Here is an 18,473-nt window from a genome sequence, read left to right as displayed (position 1 = left end):
ATGAGCGAGACGCAGACCACCGGCGCGTTTCGCACCCTGCTGCCCTTCCTGTTCTCGCGGTCGAACCGCGCGGGCGCGATCGACGACCTGATCCGCACGGTCAAGGGCCATCACCCGAAGGCCGACACCGGGCTCATCCAGCGTGCGTACATCGTCGCCGAGCGCGCCCACCAGGGGCAGTTCCGGAAGTCGGGCGAGCCGTACATCACGCATCCCGTCGCCGTCGCGCAGATCCTCGCCGACCTCGGCATCGGGCCCGTGACGATCGCGGCGGCGCTGCTGCACGACACCGTCGAGGACACGGAGTACACGCTCGACCAGTGCCGGGCGGACTTCGGCGACGAGGTCGCGATGCTCGTCGACGGCGTCACGAAGCTCGACAAGCTGCAGTACGGCGAGGCCGCGCAGGCCGAGACCATGCGCAAGATGGTCGTCGCGATGGCCAAGGACATCCGCGTCCTCGTCATCAAGCTCGCCGATCGCCTGCACAATGCGCGCACCTGGGGCTTCGTGTCGAGCGAGTCCGCGCAGCGCAAGGCGCGCGAGACGATCGAGATCTACGCTCCGCTTGCGCACCGCCTCGGCATCCAGGCGATGAAGACCGAGCTCGAGGACCTCTCGTTCGCGGTGCTGAACCCGAAGGTCTACGTCGAGATCAAGAACCTCGTGGAGGGGCGCGCTCCGGAGCGCGACCGGTACATGGAGGAGGTCGTGCACGCCCTCGTCGAGGACATGCGCGGCGCTCGCATCAAGGGTCGCGTCACCGGCAGGCCGAAGCAGTACTACTCGATCTACAACAAGATGCAGGTGCGGGGCCACGAGTTCTCCGACATCTACGACCTCGTCGGCGTCCGCGTCATCGTGCCCACCGTGCGCGACTGCTACGCGGTGCTCGGCCAGATCCACGCGCGATGGAAGCCCATGCCCGGGCGCATGAAGGACTACATCGCGACGCCGAAGTTCAACCTGTACCAGTCGCTCCACACGACCGTGATCGGTCCCGAGGGGCGCCACGTCGAGATCCAGATCCGCACCGAGGAGATGCATCGCCGCGCCGAGTACGGCGTCGCGGCGCACTGGAAGTACAAGCAGGGCGGCGGCCAGGCGGTCACGGGCGAGGACATGGCGTGGCTCGCGCACCTCAACGACTGGCAGGCGGACACGCAGGACCCCGGCGAGTTCCTGGACTCGCTGCGCTTCGAGATCGGCGCGAAGGAGGTCTACGTCTTCACGCCCAAGGGCAAGGTCATCGGCCTGCCGAAGGGCGCGACGCCCGTGGACTTCGCGTACGCGGTGCACACCGAGGTCGGGCACCGGACGATGGGCTCGAAGATCAACGGCCGGCTCGTGCCGCTCGACACCGCGCTGCAGACGGGCGACGTCGTCGAGGTCTTCACGTCGAAGAACCCCGACGCGGGTCCGAGCCAGGACTGGCTCTCGTTCGTGCAGAGCGCGCGCGCCCGCAACAAGATCCGCCAGTGGTTCACGCGCGAGCGTCGCGACGAGGCGATCGAGCAGGGTCGCGACGCGATCGCGAAGGCGATGCGCCGGCACAACCTGCCGCTGCAGCAGCTCATGAGCCGCGAGTCGTTCGTCGCCGTCGCCTCCGCGATGGGCTACGACGACGTCAACGGGCTCTACGCGGCGGTGGGCGAGGGGCACGTCTCCACGCAGTCGGTGCTCGAGAAGGTCGTGGCCGGGCTGCCGGGCACCGTCGACGACGACGAGTTCATCCCCGTCAGCCCCTCGCGCGGCGTGCAGTCGCGCACATCGTCGTCGGGCGTGCTCGTGCGCGGCGCGGACGACATCCTCGTGAAGCTGTCGAAGTGCTGCACCCCGGTGCCCGGCGACGACATCGTCGGCTTCGTCACACGCGGTCAGGGCGTCAGCGTCCACCAGCGCTCCTGCCCCAACGTGCAGGGGCTGCTCGCCGAGCCCGAGCGCATGATCGAGGTGTCATGGGCGGACAACGTCAAGAGCGTCTTCCTCGTGCACATCCAGGTCGAGGCGCTCGACCGCTCGGGGCTGCTCTCGGACGTCACGCGCGTGCTCAGCGAGCACCACGTGAACATCCTCTCCGCGTCGGTGCAGACGGGCACGGACCGCCTGGCGATCAGCCGCTTCGTCTTCGAGATGGGCGATACGACGCACCTCGACCGCGTGCTGAACGCGGTCCGACGCATCGACGCCGTCTACGACGTCTACCGCGTCACGGGCGGCTGATCGGCGGCAGCGCCAGCGCGTCGAGCCGCGCGATCGATCGTTCGATGCGGCTGCGTCCCGAGCCCGGGATCGCCCAGCGCACCTCGCGCACGTCGTCGACAAGCAGGCGGATCGCCGCCCGCGCCACCTCGTCGTAGGGGTCGTCGGCCAGCAGGTCGACCGCGGTGCGCCGCGGCGACGTCACGCGCACGCCGTCGACGACGAGGCACGTGTCGAGGGCGATGCGGCGGATGAGCGCGCGGCAGCCCGCGGGCACGTCCGCGCGGCGATGGCGCAGGGTCGCGACGTCGATCGTGCGCGGCAGCGGCGCGGCGCCGTGGATCCACGCGGCGGCGAGGCCGGAGACGATGTGCACGGGCGCGAGCGGCAGGCGCAGCGATCGCAGGCGATCGGCGGGGGAGACGAGGCGGTCGACGTGCCGCGCCGAGTCGGCGAGGTCGACGAGGTCGCCGTCGAGGCGCATGGCGGAGCGTTCGGCGATGGAGAGCATGCCGGCGAGGGTGCACCGTGCGCGCGGATGCGACGAGGCGCCGCGCTCCCGGTTGTGGAGAGCGGCGCCTCGGCTCGGGCTGTGGAGAGGGTCAGCGCGCGGCGGCGACGACCGCGAGCCACTCGCGCTTCGTCTGCAGCTCGGCCTCGAGGCCCTTGACCTTCGCGGCATCCTTCGACGCCCTCGCGGCCTCGATCGCGGCCTCCAGCTGCTCGATCGACTCCTCGAGCTGGCCGGCGAGCCCCTCCGACCGCGCCTTGCGCTCGGGGTTCGTCCGGTCCCAGTGCTCGTCGTCGAGCCTGCGCACGTGCGCCTCGATGCGACGCATGCCGTCCTCGACCTCGCGCACGGCATCGCGCGGGACGCGACCGATCTCGTCCCACCGGCGCTGCAGCGCCGTGAGCGTCTCGCGCGCCTTGACGCGGTCGGTGACCTGCAGCAGCGGCTGCGCCTCCTCGAGGATGGCGCGCTTGGCGGCGAGGTTCTCGCCCTGCTCGCCCTCGACGACGGCGTTCGCCTCCGACTTCGCCTGGAAGAGCACGTCGCCGGCGGCCTTGAACTCGGCCCACAGCGCGTCGTCGACCTTGCGGCCTGCGCGGCCGGCCGCCTTCCACTCGTCGAGCAGCGACCGGTACGCCGGGATGCCGTCGGCGCCCTTCGGCGCGAGCGCCTGCGCGCGCTCGACGAGCGACTGCTTGCGCGTGCGCGCGTCCTTGTGCTGCGAGTCGAGCTCGGAGAAGAAGGCCCGACGGCCCTGCTCGACCGTCTGGCGCGCGTCGCGGAACCGCTTCCACAGCGCGTCGCCGACCGACTTCGGGATGCGGGGGCCGTCCTTCTGCGCGCTCTGCCAGCGCTGGAAGAGGGCGTCGAGCTCGGCGCTCGCCTGCTTCCACTGCACCTGCTTGGGATCGCGAGCGGCGAGCGCCTCCGCCTCGGCGACGATGGCCTCGCGGTCGGCGATCGCGGCCTGCGCCTGCTGCTCCGCCTCCGCCTTCTGCTCGGCGCTCAGCTCCTCGAGCTTCGCGCCGAGGGCGTCGAGCCGCGTCAGCAGCGCCTCGAGGTCGCCCACGGCGTTCGCGCCGACGACCAACTCGCGCAGGTGCCTCGCGGCCTTCTGCACGTCGTTCGCCGAGGCGCCGGCGCGCGACCGCTGCTCGAGCAGGCGCACCTGCCCCTCGAGGTCTGCGTACTTGCGCTGGAAGTAGGCGAGCGCCTCATCGGGGCTCGCGTCGGGGTACTGGCCGACCTCACGCCACTGCTCGCCCTCGCGGACGGAGACGGTGCCGTGCTCGTCGACGCGGCCCCACGGGTTCGCGTCCATGCGCCCAGGCTACTTCACGCGGAGCGCGTCACTGCACCGTCGCGGCGTCGATCGTCACGGGCTCGGCCGGAGCGCCGTCCTGCGGTGCGACGCCCGTGGCCGGATCGACCGCGGTGCCCGCCGAGATGACGTCGGCCACGAGCTGGTCGAGGCCGCTCGTCACCTGCCCGACCACGGTGTAGCCGCCCGCGGCGTCCGAGGGGATGTCGGTCTCGCCGTAGACGATGAAGAACTGGTGCCCGTTGGAGTTCGCGTCGCCGCCCGCGCGCGCCATCGCGATCGTGCCGGCGGGGTAGACGTCGTCGGCCGGCGCGTTCTCGATGGGGCCGTACTGGTACGACGGGTCGCCGGCGCCCGTGCCGTCGATCGAGCCGCACTGCAGCACCTCGAAGCGCGGCGACGTCGTGAGGCGGTGGCACGTCTTGCCGACGTAGTAGCCCGTCTGGATGTCGTTGATCACGGCGGACACGCCCTGCGGCGCGGCCGCGCCGTCGAGCTCGATGCCGAGCTCGACGCCGTCGATCGTGATCGTGCCCGTCCAGTCGCGACCCTCGGCGAGCGACGGGTCGGGGACGGCGTCGGTCGCGGTGCCCTCCGCCTCGGGGCTGGGGGAGGGCGAGGCCGCGGCCTCGTCGCTCGGCTGCGAGTCGGCGTACCACCACTGACCGAGGCCCGCCGCGGTGCCGACGAGCACGACGGCGACGATCGCGATGACGTTGTCGCGCCTGAGCCTGCGCTGCTTGCCCTCGTGCACCGCGCGGCGTGCGCGGTAGTCGCGGACGCGCCGCTGCTGCTCCTTGGTGCTCGTCACCGATCCGTCTCCCGTCTGGATGCTCGCACGAGCGTAACGCCTGCGACTGTGCGCGGTCGCCGAGCGGACGTCGGGCGTCGGAGGTCTCTCGTACGATCGAGGCATGGCGAACGCGGGGCTCGGATCGTCGACCGCGCCGCTCGCGGTGCGCATGCGACCGCGCTCGCTCGACGAGGTCGTGGGCCAGGCGCACCTGCTGCGCGAGGGCTCGCCGCTGCGGCGGCTCGCGACGCCCGGCACGCGCAGCGGCCAGTCCGTCATCCTCTGGGGCCCTCCCGGCACGGGCAAGACGACGATCGCGCAGGCCATCGCGGCATCGAGCGACCGGCGCTTCGTCGAGCTGAGCGCCGTCACCGCGGGCGTGAAGGACGTGCGTCAGGTCATGGAGGAGGCGCTGTCGACGCGCGACCTCTACGACACGCAGACCGTGCTCTTCCTCGACGAGATCCACCGGTTCACGAAGGCGCAGCAGGACGCGCTGCTGCCGGGCGTCGAGAACGGCTGGGTGCTGCTCATCGCGGCGACGACCGAGAACCCGTCGTTCAGCGTCATCAGCCCGCTGCTGTCGCGCTCGCTGCTGCTGACGCTCGAGCAGCTGCCGGACGACGAGCTCGCCGGCCTGCTCGACCGCGCGATCGGCGACCCGCGCGGCTTCGGCGGCCGCGTCGCGCTCGACGACGCGGCGCGGGCGTCGATCGTGCGGCTCGCCTCGGGCGACGCCCGGCGCGCGCTCACGATCCTCGAGGCCTCCGGCTCCCACGTCCTCGCCGTCGCCGAGAGCGCCCGGGACGACGAGGCCGACGTGGCCGACGACGCGGCCGTGCCGACGATCACGGATGCGATCGTCGGCGAGAGCGTCGACGCGGCGCTGCTGCGCTACGACCGGCAGGGCGACGAGCACTACGACGTCATCAGCGCGTTCATCAAGTCGGTGCGCGGCTCCGACCCTGACGGCTCGCTGCACTGGCTCGCGCGCATGATCGAGGCAGGCGAGGATCCGCGGTTCATCGCCCGTCGCCTCATCATCCTCGCGTCGGAGGACGTCGGCATGGCCGATCCGCAGGGCCTCGTGATCGCGACGGCCGCCGCGCAGGCCGTGCAGCTCATCGGCATGCCCGAGGGCCGCATCCCGCTCGCGGAGGCGACGGTCTACCTCGCGACGGCGCCGAAGTCGAACCGCTCGTACCGGGGCGTCGACGCCGCGATCGCCGACGTGCGGCGGGGCGCCTTCGGGCGCGTGCCCACGCATCTGCGCGACGCGCACTACCCGGGCGCGAAGCGGCTCGGGCACGGGAAGGGCTACCGCTACGCCCACGACGCGCCGCACGGCGTCGCGACGCAGCAGTACCTGCCCGACGAGCTCGTCGGCACCGTCTACTACGACCCGGGGCCCCACGGCTACGAGCGCGAGGTCGCCGCCCGGCTCGAGCGGATCCGCGCGATCCTGCGCGGCGACTGACGCGCGACGGCGGCGCCGGCCACGGCGTCTGGTAGCCTGGACGACGGTCCACTCGGACCGACATCCATCCTTTTGCCGGGAGACCGGCTGGCTGCTCGCGCAGCCGCGATGCGAAGGAAGCAACGCATGACCACGAAGACCAGCATCACGCGCAAGTCGCGTGCGCTCGGCGTGGCCCTCACCCCGAAGGCCGCCAAGTACCTCGAGAAGCGGCCCTACGGCCCCGGCCAGCACGGCCGCACGAAGCGCAAGGCCGACAGCGACTACGCCGTCCGCCTCCGCGAGAAGCAGCGCCTGCGCGCCCAGTACGGCATCCGCGAGAAGCAGCTGCGCCTCACGTTCAACGAGGCCCGCCGCCAGGCCGGCCTGACGGGTGAGAACCTCGTCGAGCTGCTCGAGATGCGCCTCGACGCGCTCGTGCTGCGCTCCGGCTTCGCACGCTCGATGGCGCAGGCGCGCCAGCTCGTCGTGCACCGGCACATCACCGTCGACGGCCAGCGCGTCGACCGCCCCTCGTTCCGTGTCAAGGAGGGCCAGACCATCGGCGTGCACGAGCGCTCCGAGGGCATGGAGCCGTTCCAGGTCGCGGCCGCCGGCGGCCACGCCCAGGTCCTGCCGCCCGTCCCGGGCTACCTCGACGTGACCCTCGACCGCCTGCAGTCGCGCCTCGTGCGTCGGCCCAAGCGCGCCGAGGTGCCGATCGTCTGCGACGTCCAGCTCGTCGTCGAGTACTACGCCGCGCGCTGATCGCGCGCAGCACGAGGGCCGTCCGGGCTTCCCGGACGGCCCTCGTGCGTCGTGCGGCCATGTCGCGAAAGATAGACTGGCCGCTCACTTCCCACGAGGAGCGTCACATCATGAGGACCATCGCCCTGCTCGCCGTCGGTGCCGTCGTCGGCGCCGTCGTCGTCACGCGCATGCAGCAGACGCCGAAGGGCAGGGAGGTCCTCGACGCCGCGGACTCGCGCGTGCGCGAGTTCACCGACGCGGTCAAGGACGGCTACTCCAGCCGCGACCGCGAGCTGCGCGGCGAGTAGCGCGCACCCTCTCCATCACCGAGCACGCGACGCCCGCCGCGGCGGTCGCGACGCCCGTCCGGGCACGTCAGGAACGATCCACGATGCAGACCGCCGAGATCCATGACCGCTTCCTGCGCTTCTTCGAGCGCAAGGACCACACGATCGTGCCGTCGGCATCGCTCGTGAGCGACGACCCGACGATCATGTTCACGATCGCCGGCATGGTGCCCTTCATCCCGTACCTCACCGGGCAGGAGCCCGCGCCGTTCCCGCGCGCCGCCGACGTGCAGAAGTGCATCCGCACGAACGACATCGAGGAGGTCGGCCGCACGCCCAGGCACGGCACCTTCTTCCAGATGACGGGCAACTGGTCGTTCGGCGACTACTTCAAGCGCGGCGCCATCGAGTACGCGTGGGAGTTCCTCACGGGCTCGGAGGAGGACGGCAACCTCGGCTTCTCGCCGGACGACCTGTGGGTCACGGTCTTCGAGACCGACGACGAGGCCGTCGCGCTCTGGAAGGAGATCGCGGGCCTGCCCGACGAGCGCATCCAGCGCCTCGGCCGCGACACGAACTACTGGTCGACGGGGCAGCCCGGCCCCGCGGGTCCCTGCTCGGAGATCTTCTTCGACCGCGGCCCCGCGTACGGCGTCGACGGCGGCCCCGCGACCGACGACGACCGCTACGTGGAGATCTGGAACCTCGTCTTCATGCAGGACCAGATCGCCGACGTGCGGTCGAAGACCGACTTCCGCATCGTGGGCGACCTGCCCGCGAGGAACATCGACACCGGCATGGGCCTCGAGCGCATCGCGTTCCTCAAGCAGGGCGTCGAGAACATGTACGAGATCGACCAGGTGCGTCCCGTGCTCGACCTCGCGGCCGAGCTCTCGGGCCGCGCGTACGGCGCCGACCACGAGGACGACGTGCGGATGCGCGTCGTCGCCGACCACGTGCGCTCGTCGCTCATGCTGCTGTCCGACGGCGTCACGCCCGGCAACGAGGGGCGCGGGTACATCCTGCGTCGCCTCATGCGTCGTGCGATCCGCGCGATGCGACTCCTCGGCGTCACGGAGCCGACCTTCCCGGCGCTCTTCGCTGCGTCGCGCGACGCGATGCAGTCGGCCTACCCCGAGCTCGCCACCGAGTGGTCGCGGCTGTCCCGATTCGCGTTCGCGGAGGAGGAGACCTTCCTCAAGACGCTCGAGGCGGGCTCCGCCGTGCTCGACGGCGCCGTCGCGGCGACGAAGGACGACGGCCGTGCGCAGCTCGCCGGCGACACGGCGTTCCTGCTGCACGACACCTACGGCTTCCCGATCGACCTGACGCTCGAGATCGCCGAGGAGCAGGGGCTCACGGTGGATCGCGCCGCGTTCGATCGGCTCATGGGCGAGCAGCGTTCGCGCGCCAAGGCCGACGCGAAGGCGAAGCGCGGCGCGCTCGCCGACCGCTCCGTGTACGGCGAGTTTCGCGCGACGGGCGAGACGACGTTCCTCGGCTACGAGGAGCTCGAGGCCGAGGGCCGCGTCGTCGGCATCCTCAAGGACGGCGCGAGCGTGCAGCGCGCAGGCATGGGCGAGACCGTCGAGGTCATCCTCACCGCCACGGCGCTCTACGCCGAGTCGGGCGGCCAGGACGCCGACGAGGGCCGCCTCGTCGGCGACGCGTTCGAGGCGGACGTCGTCGACGTCCAGCGCCCCGTGCCGGGCCTGACGAGCCACACCGTCACGATCGCCTCCGGCGAGATCGGCGTGGGCGACCGCGCGCACACGATCGTCGACGCGGCCTACCGTCGCGGCGCGACGCAGGCGCACTCGGCGACGCACGTCATCCACGCCGCGCTCCGACAGGTGCTCGGCGACGACGCGCACCAGTCCGGCTCGTACAACAAGGCGGGCTACATGCGCCTCGACTTCTCGTGGTCGAGCCCGCTGAGCGCCGACACGCGCTCGGAGCTCGAGGAGATCGCCTCGACGGCGATCGCCGACGACCTCGCCGTCACCACGCGCGTCCTGCCGCTCGACGAGGCCCGCGAGGCGGGCGCGATGGCGCTCTTCGGCGAGAAGTACGGCGACACCGTGCGCATGGTCGACATCGGCGGCCCGTGGTCGCGCGAGCTGTGCGCGGGCACGCACGTCGCGTCGTCCGGCCAGATCGGCCTCATCGCCATCACGGGCGAGTCGAGCGTCGGCGCGACGAACCGCCGCGTCGAGGCGATCGTCGGCCAGGATGCGTTCCGCGAGCTCGCCGCGGAGCGAGCGCTCGTGCAGACCATCTCGCAGAGCCTGCGGACGCCGAAGGACCAGCTGCCCGCGCGCATCGACGACCTCGTCGCGTCGCTGAAGGCGGCGGAGCGCAAGGTCGCCGAGTTCGAGGCGCAGCGCCTGGCGCTGCGCGTGCCCGAGCTCGCGCAGTCGGCGTCGCGCGAGGGTCGTTCGCGGCTCGTCGCGGCGGACCTCGGAGCGGTCGGCTCCGCCGACGACGTCCGATCGCTCGTGCTGCAGGTGCGCGAGCGCCTCGGCGCCGAGCCGGCGACGGTCGCGCTCGGCGCGACGGTGGGCGGCAAGCCCGTCGTCGTCGTCGCGACGAACCAGGCCGCGCGCGACGCGGGCGTGCAGGCCGGTCCGCTCGCGAAGGCGGCCTCGGCCGTCCTCGGCGGCGGTGGCGGCGGCAAGCCCGACCTGGCGCAGGGCGGCGGCACGGACGCCGCTCGCATGCCCGAGGCGCTGCGCGCGATCGCGGAGGGCCTGGCCTGATGCGCCAGGGCGTCCGCCTGGGCGTCGACGTGGGCAGGGTCCGCGTCGGCGTCGCACGGTCGGACCGCGACGGGCTGCTCGCGACGCCGGTCGAGACGATCCAGCGCAGCGAGCTGGGTGCGCTCGTCGCGCGCATCCGCTCCCTCGTCGACGAGCTCGACGCGATCGAGGTCGTCGTCGGGCTGCCGCTGTCGCTGTCGGGCGTCGACACGCCCAGCACGAAGGACGCGCGCGACGTCGCCGACGCGCTCGCCGCCGTCGTGCCCGTGCGGCTCGTCGACGAGCGGCTCTCGACCGTGACCGCGCAGGCCGGCATGCGACAGGCGGGCCGATCGACCAGGCGCCAGAAGGACGTCATCGACCAGGCGGCCGCCGTCGTCATCCTGCAGCACGCGCTCGACGCCGAGCGCTCCGGGCGCGCACCCGGCATGATGGTGGACCACGAGGAGGACTGATGGGACGTCGTGGGAGGCCGCCGGGCACGCCCGAGCCGGGGAGCGAGCCGTTCGGCGACGCATCCGAGCCGATCGAGCCCGCGGTGCCGCCGACGCCGCCGCTGCGATCGACGCCGGCCCCCGAGGAGCCCGTCGATCCGCCGACGGTGAAGCAGCCCGTCGTGCCCGAGCGGCCCGCTGCGTCGGAGCGCGAGCCGACCCGAGCGTCGGAGGCCGAGCGCACCCCTGCGTCGCAGCCCGAGCCGACCTTCGAGGACATCTTCGGCACGCCGACCCCCGACGCGCCGGAGCCGGAGCTGCCCCGAGCCGAGTCGCGCCGGTCGCGGCCGAGCGAGCCCGTCGCGTCCGAGCATGCGACGTCCTCGAGCCGGCAGGACGGGCCGTCGGCCGTCGACGCGCTCGCCGACGCCGTCGGCGCCTCGACCTCCCAGACCCCGTGGGCGACGGCCACGAGCGCGTCGGCGCCGGAGTCGCCGCGCGCGCCGCGCGAGCGCGCACCGCGACCCGAGAAGGCTCGCAAGGCGCCGCGGCAGCGCAGCGGCCGACGCGGCGGCATCGTCATCATCGTCGCGCTCGTCGCGATCCTCGCCGCCGTCTTCGGCGGAGGATGGCTGCTCTTCGGTCCCGCGATCATCGATCGATTCGCCGAGCCGGCCGACTACGAGGGCGCGGGCACCGGCGAGGTCGTCGTGCGCATCGAGCAGGGCTGGACGGGTGCGCAGGTCGCGACGATGCTCGAGGAGGAGGGCGTCATCGCCGACCAGGAGGCGTTCTACGACCTCCTCGTCGCGGATCCGAGCATCGGCTTCCAGCCGGGCTCGTACCGGCTCGCCCTCGAGATGTCCGCGCAGGCCGCGCTCGACGCGCTGCAGGACGAGTCGAGCCGCGTCGTGCTGCAGGTCACGATCCCGGAGGGCTTCGTCATCCAGCAGGTGTTCGCGAGGCTCGCCGAGCAGACCGGCATCGCCGAGGCGGACATCGTGCAGGCGGCGAGCGACCCGAGCGCCTACGGCGTGCCGGGATCGACGCTCGAAGGCTGGCTGTTCCCTGCGACCTACACGTTCGACGGCGGCACGACGGCCCAGCAGATGCTGCAGGCCATGGTCGACCGCATGCGGCAGGCGCTCACCGACCGCGGCGTGCCGCAGGACCAGTGGCAGGAGGTCGTGACGTTCGCCTCGCTCGTGGAGCGCGAGGGCGGCCCGACGACGAACTTCCCGCAGGTCGCGCGCGTCTTCCAGAACCGCCTCGACATCGGGATGCTGCTGCAGTCCGACGCCACCGTCCACTACGGCATCGGCGACTTCGGCGTCATCACGACGACCGACGAGGAGCGCGCGGACGCGAACAACCCCTATAACACCTACGTCTACGCGGGTCTGCCGGTCGGTCCGATCGGCGCGCCGGGCGACGCGGCGATCGACGCGGTGCTCTCCCCGGCCGAGGGCGACTGGCTGTACTTCGTGACCGTCGACCCGTCCACGGGCGAGACGGTGTTCTCGAACACGCTCGCCGAGCACAACCAGGCCGTGCTGCGCTTCCAGCAGTGGCTGCGCGACAACCCCGAGTACGGCAGCTGATGGGCGGCCGCGGGTGACCTCGCTCGCGGTGATCGGGAGCGGATCCTCAGGGGGTGCGTCATGCGGCTCGCCGTGATCGGAAGCCGGTCGACGTGCACGTGCACAAGGGCTGGATGGCTGGGGGGTGCGTCATGCGGCTCGCGGTGATCGGAAGCCGGTCGACGTGCACGTGCACAAGGGCTGGATGGCTGGGGGGTGCGTCATGCGGCTCGCGGTGATCGGAAGCCGGCCGACGTGCACGTCCACAAGCATTGGATGGCTGGGAGGTGCGTCATGCGGCTCGCAGTGATCGGCGATCCGATCGACCACTCGCGCTCGCCGCGCATCCACGTCGCCGCGTACCGCGTGCTCGGGCTGGACTGGGCCTACGGGCGCGAGCGGCTCGCGGCCGACGAGGTCGTGGGCTTCGTCGACGGGCTCGGCCCCGACTGGCGCGGCCTGTCGGTGACGGCGCCGCTCAAGGAGGCGGCCGCGGCGTGGGCGAGCGAGCGCGACGCACTCGTGACCCGCACGGGCGCCGCCAACACGCTGCGCGTCGACCTGCGGGCCGCGTGGAACACCGACGTCGCGGGCATCGTCGACGCGTTCGCTGCCTCCGGCGTCGGGGGCGTCCACCGGGGCGCCATCGTCGGCGGAGGAGCGACGGCCCTGTCGGCGCTGTGCGCCCTCGCGCAGATGGGCGCGGACCGCGTCGACGCGTGGCTGCGCACCCCGACGAAGGGCGATCGCCTGGCCGCGCTGGGCGCGGAGCTCGGCGTCGATGTCCGCGTGCTCGGTCCCGACGCGGCGCCGCTCGTCGGCGACGCGGTCGTCAGCACGCTGCCCGCCGCCGCGCAGGTGACGCCCGCGCTCGAGGGCCCGCGCGCGATCCTCGACGCCGACTACGCCTCCGGCAGCAGCAGGTACGAGGGCGTCGCGCCGCTCGTGCCGGGCCTCGCGATGCTGCTGCACCAGGCGCTGCGGCAGGTGCGCATCTTCGTGCACGGCGATCCCGAGGCGCCCGTCGAGCGCGAGGACGAGGTCTGGGCCGCGATGGTCGCCGCCGCCTGACACCGGCGGCGTGCGCATCCGCGCTTCTGCGGGATGGAAGGATGGATGCCATGCTTCGATGGCTGACCGCAGGCGAGAGCCATGGCCCCGAGCTCCTCGCGATCCTCGAGGGCCTCCCCGCCGACGTGCCCGTGACGGCCGAGGCCATCCAGGCCGACCTGCAGCGTCGCAAGCTCGGCGCCGGGCGGGGCGCCCGGATGAAGTTCGAGCAGGATGCGCTGTCGATCTCGGGCGGCGTGCGCCACGGCCGCTCGATGGGCTCGCCCGTCGCGCTGCGCATCGGCAACACCGAGTGGCCGAAGTGGACCGAGGTCATGAGCCCCGCGCCGCTCGACGAGGCCCCGACGGGCGCCCGCGCGGCCGCGCTCACGCGGCCGAGGCCGGGCCATGCCGACCTCGTGGGCATGCAGAAGTACGGCTTCGACGAGGCACGGCCCGTGCTCGAGCGCGCTTCCGCCCGCGAGACCGCGGCGCGCGTCGCGCTCGGCGCGGTCGCCAAGGCGTTCCTCGGCGAGCTCGGGGTCCGCCTCGTCAGCCACACCCTCGCGATCGGGCCCGTGCGCGTGCCCGACGGCGCGCCGATCCCGACGCCGGACGACGTGCGTGCGCTCGACGCGGACCCGCTGCGCTGCCACGATCCCGCCACGAGCGAGCGCATGCTCGCCGAGGTCGACGACGCGCGCTCCTCGGGCGACACCCTCGGCGGCGTCGTCGAGGTGTGCGCCTACGGGCTGCCGCCGGGGCTCGGCTCGTACGTGCACTGGGACCGTCGCCTCGACGCGCGGCTCGCGGGCGCGCTCATGGGCATCCAGGCCATCAAGGGCGTGGAGGTCGGCGATGGCTTCGAGACGACCCGGCGCCGCGGCTCCGTCGCCCACGACGAGCTCGTGCCGGGGGAGCACGGCATCGAGCGCCTCACGGACCGCGCGGGCGGCACCGAGGGCGGCATGACCACCGGCACCGTGCTGCGCGTGCGGGCGGGCATGAAGCCCATCGCCACCGTGCCGCGCGCGCTGCGCACGATCGATACCACGACCGGCGAGGCCGCGTCCGCCCATCATCAGCGCAGCGACGTGTGCGCCGTCCCCGCGTCGGGCGTCGTCGCGGAGGCGATGGTCGCGCTCGTGCTCGCCGACGCGATGCTCGAGAAGCTCGGCGGCGACTCGGTGGCCGAGGTGCGCCGCAACCTCGACGCCTACCTGGCCGCGATCCCCGAGACGCTGGCCACGACCGCGTGAGGCCCGTCGCGCTCATCGGACCGATGGCGGCGGGCAAGTCCAGCGTCGGTCGCAAGCTCGCGCGCACCCTCGGCCGCTCGTTCGTGGACACCGACCGCGAGATCGTGCGTCAGCACGGCCCCATCGCCGACCTGTTCGCCCGTCGCGGCGAACCGGCGTTCCGCGCCATCGAGGCCGAGGTCGTCGCCTCGTCGCTCGTCGACGACGCCGTCGTGTCGCTCGGCGGGGGAGCGCCGCTCGCGCCCGCGACGCAGGCGCTGCTCGCCGATGCGCACGTCGTGCTGCTCATGATCGACGACCGGCAGGCACAATGGCGCATCGGCGGCTCGACGCGGCCGCTGCTCGCCGACGGGGGCATCGACGCCTGGCGCCGCATCCTCGCCGACCGCGAGCCCATCTACCGTGCGCTCGCCGACCTCGAGGTCGACGCGTCGCGCCGTCCCATGAGCGACGTCGTCGCCGAGATCGCCACCTGGCTGGAGGCCGCGCAGTGACCACCGTCATCCCCGTCCGCACCGAGCGCCCCTACGACGTCGTCGTGGGTCGCGACGTGCTGCTCGACCAGATCGCAGGCGCCGTCGCCGACGCCGCGCAGGTGCTCGTGGTGCATCAGCCGGCCATGGCGCGACAGGCCGACGCCATCAAGGAGCGCCTCGGCGACCACGTGCTGCTCGCGGAGGTGCCGGATGCGGAGGCCGCGAAGCGCATCGAGGTCGCGCAGTTCCTGTGGCAGATCATGGGTCAGGCCGACTTCACGCGCACGGACGTGGTCGTGGGCCTCGGAGGCGGCGCCGTCACCGACCTCGCGGGCTTCGTCGCCGCGACGTGGCTGCGCGGCGTGCCCGTCGTGCTCGCGCCCTCGAGCGTCCTCGGCATGGTCGACGCGGCCGTCGGCGGCAAGACCGGCATCAACACCGAGCAGGGCAAGAACCTCGTCGGCGCCTTCCACCATCCCGCTCGCGTGATCTGCGACCTCGCGCTGCTCGACACGCTGCCGCGCAACGAGCTGCTCACCGGGTTCGCCGAGATCGTGAAGGCCGGGTTCATCGCCGACCCCGAGATCCTCACGCTGCTCGAGCAGCATCTCGACGAGGCGACGGATCCCACGACGCCGGAGTTCGCGGACGTCGTCGCTCGCGCGATCCGCGTGAAGGCAGACGTCGTCGCCCAGGACTTCACGGAGCAGGGGCTGCGCGAGATCCTCAACTACGGGCACACGCTCGGCCACGCGATCGAGCACACCGAGCGCTACCGGTGGCGGCACGGGGCGGCCGTCGCGATCGGCCTCATGTTCGCGGCGGAGCTCGGCCGGCTGGCCGGTCGGCTGCCGGAGTCGGTCGTCGACCGCCACCGGGCGATCCTCGAGTCGCTCGAGCTGCCCACGTCGTACCCGATCGGGCGGTGGCAGACGCTGCTCGCGACGATGCGGCGCGACAAGAAGGCGCGCGGCGCCATGCTGCGCTTCATCGTGCTCGACGACGTCGCCCGCCCGCGCGTGCTCGAGGGCCCCGACGAGTCGATGCTCTTCACGGCGTACCAGTCGCTCGCCGACTGAGCGCGCGGTCCCCGGCGGTCGCCCGACCCGACCGCGCGCGCGGCTGGGTGGGAGCGGCGGTCTCGTGGTCTCGTGACGCGTGCTCGCCTGGCGGCTCGCGCTCCTCGACCTGCTGGTGGGGGGTGCCGATCCTCGTCCAGGGGCGCCCGCACGCAGCTGGTCGAGGAGGCCGCAGCCGCAGGCTGCTGCCGTCACGAGACCTCGTGACGTGCCCGCTCGGCGCGGCCTGGCGCGTGGCTGGGCGGGAGCGGCGGTCGCGTGGTCTCGTGACGCGTGCTCGCCTGGCGGCTCGCGCTCCTCGACCGGCTGGTGGGGGTGCCGATCCTCGTCCAGGGGTGCCCGCACGCAGCTGGTCGAGGAGGCCGCAGCCGCAGGCTGCTGCCGTCACGAGACCTCGTGCCGTGCCCGCCCGATCCGGCCTGGCGCGTGGCTGGGCGGGAGCGGCGGTCGCGTGGTCTCGTGACGCGTGCTCGCCTGGCGGCTCGCGCGCTCCTCGACCGGCTGTGGGGGTGCCGATCCTCGTCCAGGGGTGCCCGCACGCAGCTGGTCGAGGAGGCCGCAGCCGCAGGCTGCTGCCGTCACGAGACCTCGTGCCGTGCCCGCCCGACCTAGCCACGCGCGCGGCTCGGTGGGAGCGGTGCTCGCGTGGTCTCGTGATGCGTGCTCGCCTGGCGGCTCGCGCGCTCCTCGACCGGCTGACAGGGCGCGACTGCCGCACTACCGGCCCTTGAGGTGCGAGCGCAGCGAGCCTCGAAAGGGTCCCGAGTATCGGCGTGCCTTCCACCAGCTGGTCGAGGAGGCCGCAGCCGCAGGCTGCTGCCGTCACGAGACCTCGTGCCGTGCCCGCCCGGCCCGGGCACCGTCGTCGGCGCGGGCACGCGCGCCCTAGGCTCGTGCCCATGCGCATCCTCGTGCTCAACGGCCCCAACCTCGGCAGGCTCGGCTCCCGCGAGCCCGACGTGTACGGCTCGGCCGGGCTCGACGAGGTCGAGCGCGTCGTCGCGTCGAGCGGATCCGACGTCGAGGTCGACCTGCGTCAGACCGACGACGAGGCGGAGCTCGTGCACTGGATCCACGAGGCCGTCGACACGTCGACGCCCGTGATCCTCAACCCGGCGGCCTTCACGCACTACTCGTACGCGCTGCGCGACGCGTGCGCGCTCGTGACGAAGGCCGGCATCCCGCTCGTCGAGGTGCACATCACGAACCCGCACGCGCGCGAGGCGTTCCGGCACACGTCGACGATCTCGGGCGTCGCGACCGGCGTCGTCGCGGGCTTCGGGCTCGACGGCTACCGCCTCGCGGCCCTCGCCATCCTCGCCCGTCGCGACTGATCCTCGTCAGGGCCGCGCATCGTCCGTCGGATAGGATGCTCTGTCGGCCCCGATGGGCCGTGACGACTTCCATCCTCGAGGGACACATGGCGACGACGAACGACATCAAGAACGGCGCGGTGCTCAGCATCGACGGACAGCTCTGGAGCGTGATCGAGTTCCAGCACGTCAAGCCCGGCAAGGGCGGCGCGTTCGTCCGCACGAAGCTCCGCAACGTCCGCAGCCTCAAGGTCGTCGACAAGACGTTCAACGCCGGCACGAAGATGGACTTCGCGACGGTCGATCGCCGCGACTACCAGTTCCTCTACAACGACGGCACCGACTACGTGTTCATGGACAACGACACGTACGAGCAGTTCTCCGTGAGCCCCGAGATCGTCGGTGACGCCGCGAAGTACCTGCTCGACGGCGCCACGGCGCAGATCACGATGCACGAGTCGGAGGCGCTCCAGGTCGAGCTGCCGCCGTCGGTCGTGCTCGAGGTCACGTACACCGAGCCCGGCCTGCAGGGCGACCGCTCGAACGCCGGCACGAAGCCCGCGACCGTCGAGACGGGCGCCGAGATCCAGGTGCCGCTCTTCGTCGAGCAGGGCACGCGCGTGAAGATCAACACGACCGACGGCTCGTACCTCGGTCGCGTCACCGACTGACGTGGGCGACCAGGTCTACCCGTCCCGCCGCAAGGCCCGCAAGCACGCCGTCGAGGTCGGCTACTCCGCCATCGTGCGCGACGCCGACGCGCTCGAGCTGCTGCGCGTCACGGCCCTCGACCAGGGCTGGGCGCGCCACCCGTGGTTCGCGTACTGCGAGGAGCTCGTGACGGGCGTCGCGCACCACCGCGACGAGCTCGACGAGCTCGTCGAGCAGTCGAGCGAGCACTGGTCGCTCGAGCGGATGGCGCGCATCGACCTCGCGATCCTGCGCGTCGGCGCGTGGGAGCTCGCGCACAACCCCGCGGTGCCGCACGAGGTCGCGATCTCGGAGGCGGTGCACCTCGCGGGCGAGCTGTCGACCGAGCGCTCCGGGCCCTTCGTGAACGGCGTGCTCGCGAAGGTCGCCGCGCAGGTCGGCTGACGCGCGCTGCGCACCACGACGGCGCCGCGACGAGCCCTCGTCGCGGCGCCGTCGCCGTGCGTGCCGCGTGCCGATGGCACGCGGCGCGTTCGATAGGGTGGAGGCACC

17 protein-coding genes are annotated in these 18,473 nt (G+C 72.7%); 14 read left to right on the top strand and 3 right to left on the bottom strand.

Annotation, left to right across the window (positions count from 1 at the left end; genetic code table 11):
• On the top strand, nt 1–2,223 hold the full coding sequence (locus tag C1N71_RS07710; RefSeq protein WP_137755859.1) for a RelA/SpoT family protein: 2,223 nt from the start codon (nt 1–3) through the stop codon (nt 2,221–2,223).
• Here the strand turns inward: C1N71_RS07710 and C1N71_RS07705 are convergent.
• The 3 genes from C1N71_RS07705 to C1N71_RS07695 form a co-directional block, all read right to left on the bottom strand.
• Nucleotides 2,210–2,713, bottom strand: coding sequence for a hypothetical protein (locus C1N71_RS07705; protein WP_137755858.1), 504 nt, complete (start codon nt 2,711–2,713; stop codon nt 2,210–2,212). The two genes, C1N71_RS07710 and C1N71_RS07705, sit on opposite strands and share 14 nt — an antisense overlap.
• 91 nt (nt 2,714–2,804) lie before the next feature.
• On the bottom strand, nt 2,805–4,034 hold the full coding sequence (locus C1N71_RS07700; RefSeq protein WP_137755857.1) for a DUF349 domain-containing protein: 1,230 nt from the start codon (nt 4,032–4,034) through the stop codon (nt 2,805–2,807).
• 28 nt (nt 4,035–4,062) lie between these two features.
• Nucleotides 4,063–4,845: a peptidylprolyl isomerase gene (locus C1N71_RS07695; RefSeq protein WP_254677940.1), complete on the bottom strand. Its 783-nt coding sequence runs from the start codon at nt 4,843–4,845 to the stop codon at nt 4,063–4,065.
• A 103-nt stretch (nt 4,846–4,948) separates the two neighbouring features.
• Between C1N71_RS07695 and C1N71_RS07690 the strand changes: the two genes are divergently transcribed.
• From C1N71_RS07690 to nusB, 13 genes are all read left to right on the top strand, one after another.
• Nucleotides 4,949–6,304 (top strand): replication-associated recombination protein A, encoded by a 1,356-nt coding sequence (locus C1N71_RS07690; RefSeq protein WP_137755855.1) that lies wholly within the window; start codon nt 4,949–4,951, stop codon nt 6,302–6,304.
• A 126-nt stretch (nt 6,305–6,430) separates the two neighbouring features.
• Nucleotides 6,431–7,051 carry a 30S ribosomal protein S4 gene (gene rpsD / locus C1N71_RS07685; RefSeq protein ID WP_137755854.1) on the top strand — a complete coding sequence of 207 codons (621 nt, stop codon included), beginning with the start codon at nt 6,431–6,433 and terminating at the stop codon, nt 7,049–7,051.
• A gap of 110 nt (nt 7,052–7,161) precedes the next feature.
• The gene (locus C1N71_RS07680; protein WP_137755853.1) at nt 7,162–7,341 is read left to right on the top strand and encodes a hypothetical protein; all 180 of its coding nucleotides are present in this window, start codon (nt 7,162–7,164) and stop codon (nt 7,339–7,341) included.
• Between the two features lie 83 nt (nt 7,342–7,424).
• Entirely contained in the window at nt 7,425–10,079 is a 2,655-nt protein-coding gene (gene alaS / locus C1N71_RS07675) for an alanine--tRNA ligase (RefSeq protein WP_137755852.1), read from the top strand.
• Nucleotides 10,079–10,534: a Holliday junction resolvase RuvX gene (ruvX, locus tag C1N71_RS07670; protein ID WP_137755851.1), complete on the top strand. Its 456-nt coding sequence runs from the start codon at nt 10,079–10,081 to the stop codon at nt 10,532–10,534. The genes alaS and ruvX overlap by 1 nt, the downstream gene beginning before the upstream one ends.
• Nucleotides 10,534–12,114: an endolytic transglycosylase MltG gene (gene mltG / locus C1N71_RS07665; protein WP_137755850.1), complete on the top strand. Its 1,581-nt coding sequence runs from the start codon at nt 10,534–10,536 to the stop codon at nt 12,112–12,114. The genes ruvX and mltG overlap by 1 nt, the downstream gene beginning before the upstream one ends.
• Nucleotides 12,115–12,387: 273 nt before the next feature.
• Nucleotides 12,388–13,164 (top strand): shikimate dehydrogenase family protein, encoded by a 777-nt coding sequence (locus tag C1N71_RS07660; protein ID WP_175414147.1) that lies wholly within the window; start codon nt 12,388–12,390, stop codon nt 13,162–13,164.
• Nucleotides 13,165–13,214: 50 nt separating this feature from the next.
• The gene (aroC, locus tag C1N71_RS07655; protein ID WP_137755848.1) at nt 13,215–14,402 is read left to right on the top strand and encodes a chorismate synthase; all 1,188 of its coding nucleotides are present in this window, start codon (nt 13,215–13,217) and stop codon (nt 14,400–14,402) included.
• Entirely contained in the window at nt 14,399–14,896 is a 498-nt protein-coding gene (locus C1N71_RS15330) for a shikimate kinase (RefSeq protein WP_137755847.1), read from the top strand. The genes aroC and C1N71_RS15330 overlap by 4 nt, the downstream gene beginning before the upstream one ends.
• On the top strand, nt 14,893–15,957 hold the full coding sequence (aroB, locus tag C1N71_RS07645) for a 3-dehydroquinate synthase (RefSeq protein WP_254677939.1): 1,065 nt from the start codon (nt 14,893–14,895) through the stop codon (nt 15,955–15,957). The genes C1N71_RS15330 and aroB overlap by 4 nt, the downstream gene beginning before the upstream one ends.
• 899 nt (nt 15,958–16,856) lie before the next feature.
• On the top strand, nt 16,857–17,291 hold the full coding sequence (aroQ, locus tag C1N71_RS07640; RefSeq protein ID WP_137755845.1) for a type II 3-dehydroquinate dehydratase: 435 nt from the start codon (nt 16,857–16,859) through the stop codon (nt 17,289–17,291).
• Nucleotides 17,292–17,377: 86 nt separating this feature from the next.
• Entirely contained in the window at nt 17,378–17,941 is a 564-nt protein-coding gene (efp, locus tag C1N71_RS07635) for an elongation factor P (protein ID WP_137757262.1), read from the top strand.
• 1 nt (nt 17,942) lies between these two features.
• Complete coding sequence (nusB, locus tag C1N71_RS07630) at nt 17,943–18,365, top strand: transcription antitermination factor NusB (RefSeq protein ID WP_137755844.1); 423 nt, start codon at nt 17,943–17,945, stop codon at nt 18,363–18,365.
• The last annotated feature ends 108 nt before the right edge of the window (nt 18,366–18,473 follow it).

The sequence above is a fragment of the Agrococcus sp. SGAir0287 genome (assembly GCF_005484985.1).
Taxonomy (GTDB): domain Bacteria; phylum Actinomycetota; class Actinomycetes; order Actinomycetales; family Microbacteriaceae; genus Agrococcus.
This window is presented reverse-complemented; position numbering and strand designations above follow the sequence as displayed.

What these genes read in the sequence shown, in the direction of transcription:
- C1N71_RS07710 (WP_137755859.1), top strand. Translation starts at nt 1, where the DNA reads ATGAGCGAGACGCAGACCACCGGCGCGTTTCGCACCCTGCTGCCCTTC.
- C1N71_RS07705 (WP_137755858.1), bottom strand. Translation starts at nt 2,713, where the DNA reads ATGCTCTCCATCGCCGAACGCTCCGCCATGCGCCTCGACGGCGACCTC.
- C1N71_RS07700 (WP_137755857.1), bottom strand. Translation starts at nt 4,034, where the DNA reads ATGGACGCGAACCCGTGGGGCCGCGTCGACGAGCACGGCACCGTCTCC.
- C1N71_RS07690 (WP_137755855.1), top strand. Translation starts at nt 4,949, where the DNA reads ATGGCGAACGCGGGGCTCGGATCGTCGACCGCGCCGCTCGCGGTGCGC.
- rpsD (WP_137755854.1), top strand. Translation starts at nt 6,431, where the DNA reads ATGACCACGAAGACCAGCATCACGCGCAAGTCGCGTGCGCTCGGCGTG.
- C1N71_RS07680 (WP_137755853.1), top strand. Translation starts at nt 7,162, where the DNA reads ATGAGGACCATCGCCCTGCTCGCCGTCGGTGCCGTCGTCGGCGCCGTC.
- alaS (WP_137755852.1), top strand. Translation starts at nt 7,425, where the DNA reads ATGCAGACCGCCGAGATCCATGACCGCTTCCTGCGCTTCTTCGAGCGC.
- ruvX (WP_137755851.1), top strand. Translation starts at nt 10,079, where the DNA reads ATGCGCCAGGGCGTCCGCCTGGGCGTCGACGTGGGCAGGGTCCGCGTC.
- mltG (WP_137755850.1), top strand. Translation starts at nt 10,534, where the DNA reads ATGGGACGTCGTGGGAGGCCGCCGGGCACGCCCGAGCCGGGGAGCGAG.
- C1N71_RS07660 (WP_175414147.1), top strand. Translation starts at nt 12,388, where the DNA reads ATGCGGCTCGCAGTGATCGGCGATCCGATCGACCACTCGCGCTCGCCG.
- aroC (WP_137755848.1), top strand. Translation starts at nt 13,215, where the DNA reads ATGCTTCGATGGCTGACCGCAGGCGAGAGCCATGGCCCCGAGCTCCTC.
- aroQ (WP_137755845.1), top strand. Translation starts at nt 16,857, where the DNA reads ATGCGCATCCTCGTGCTCAACGGCCCCAACCTCGGCAGGCTCGGCTCC.
- efp (WP_137757262.1), top strand. Translation starts at nt 17,378, where the DNA reads ATGGCGACGACGAACGACATCAAGAACGGCGCGGTGCTCAGCATCGAC.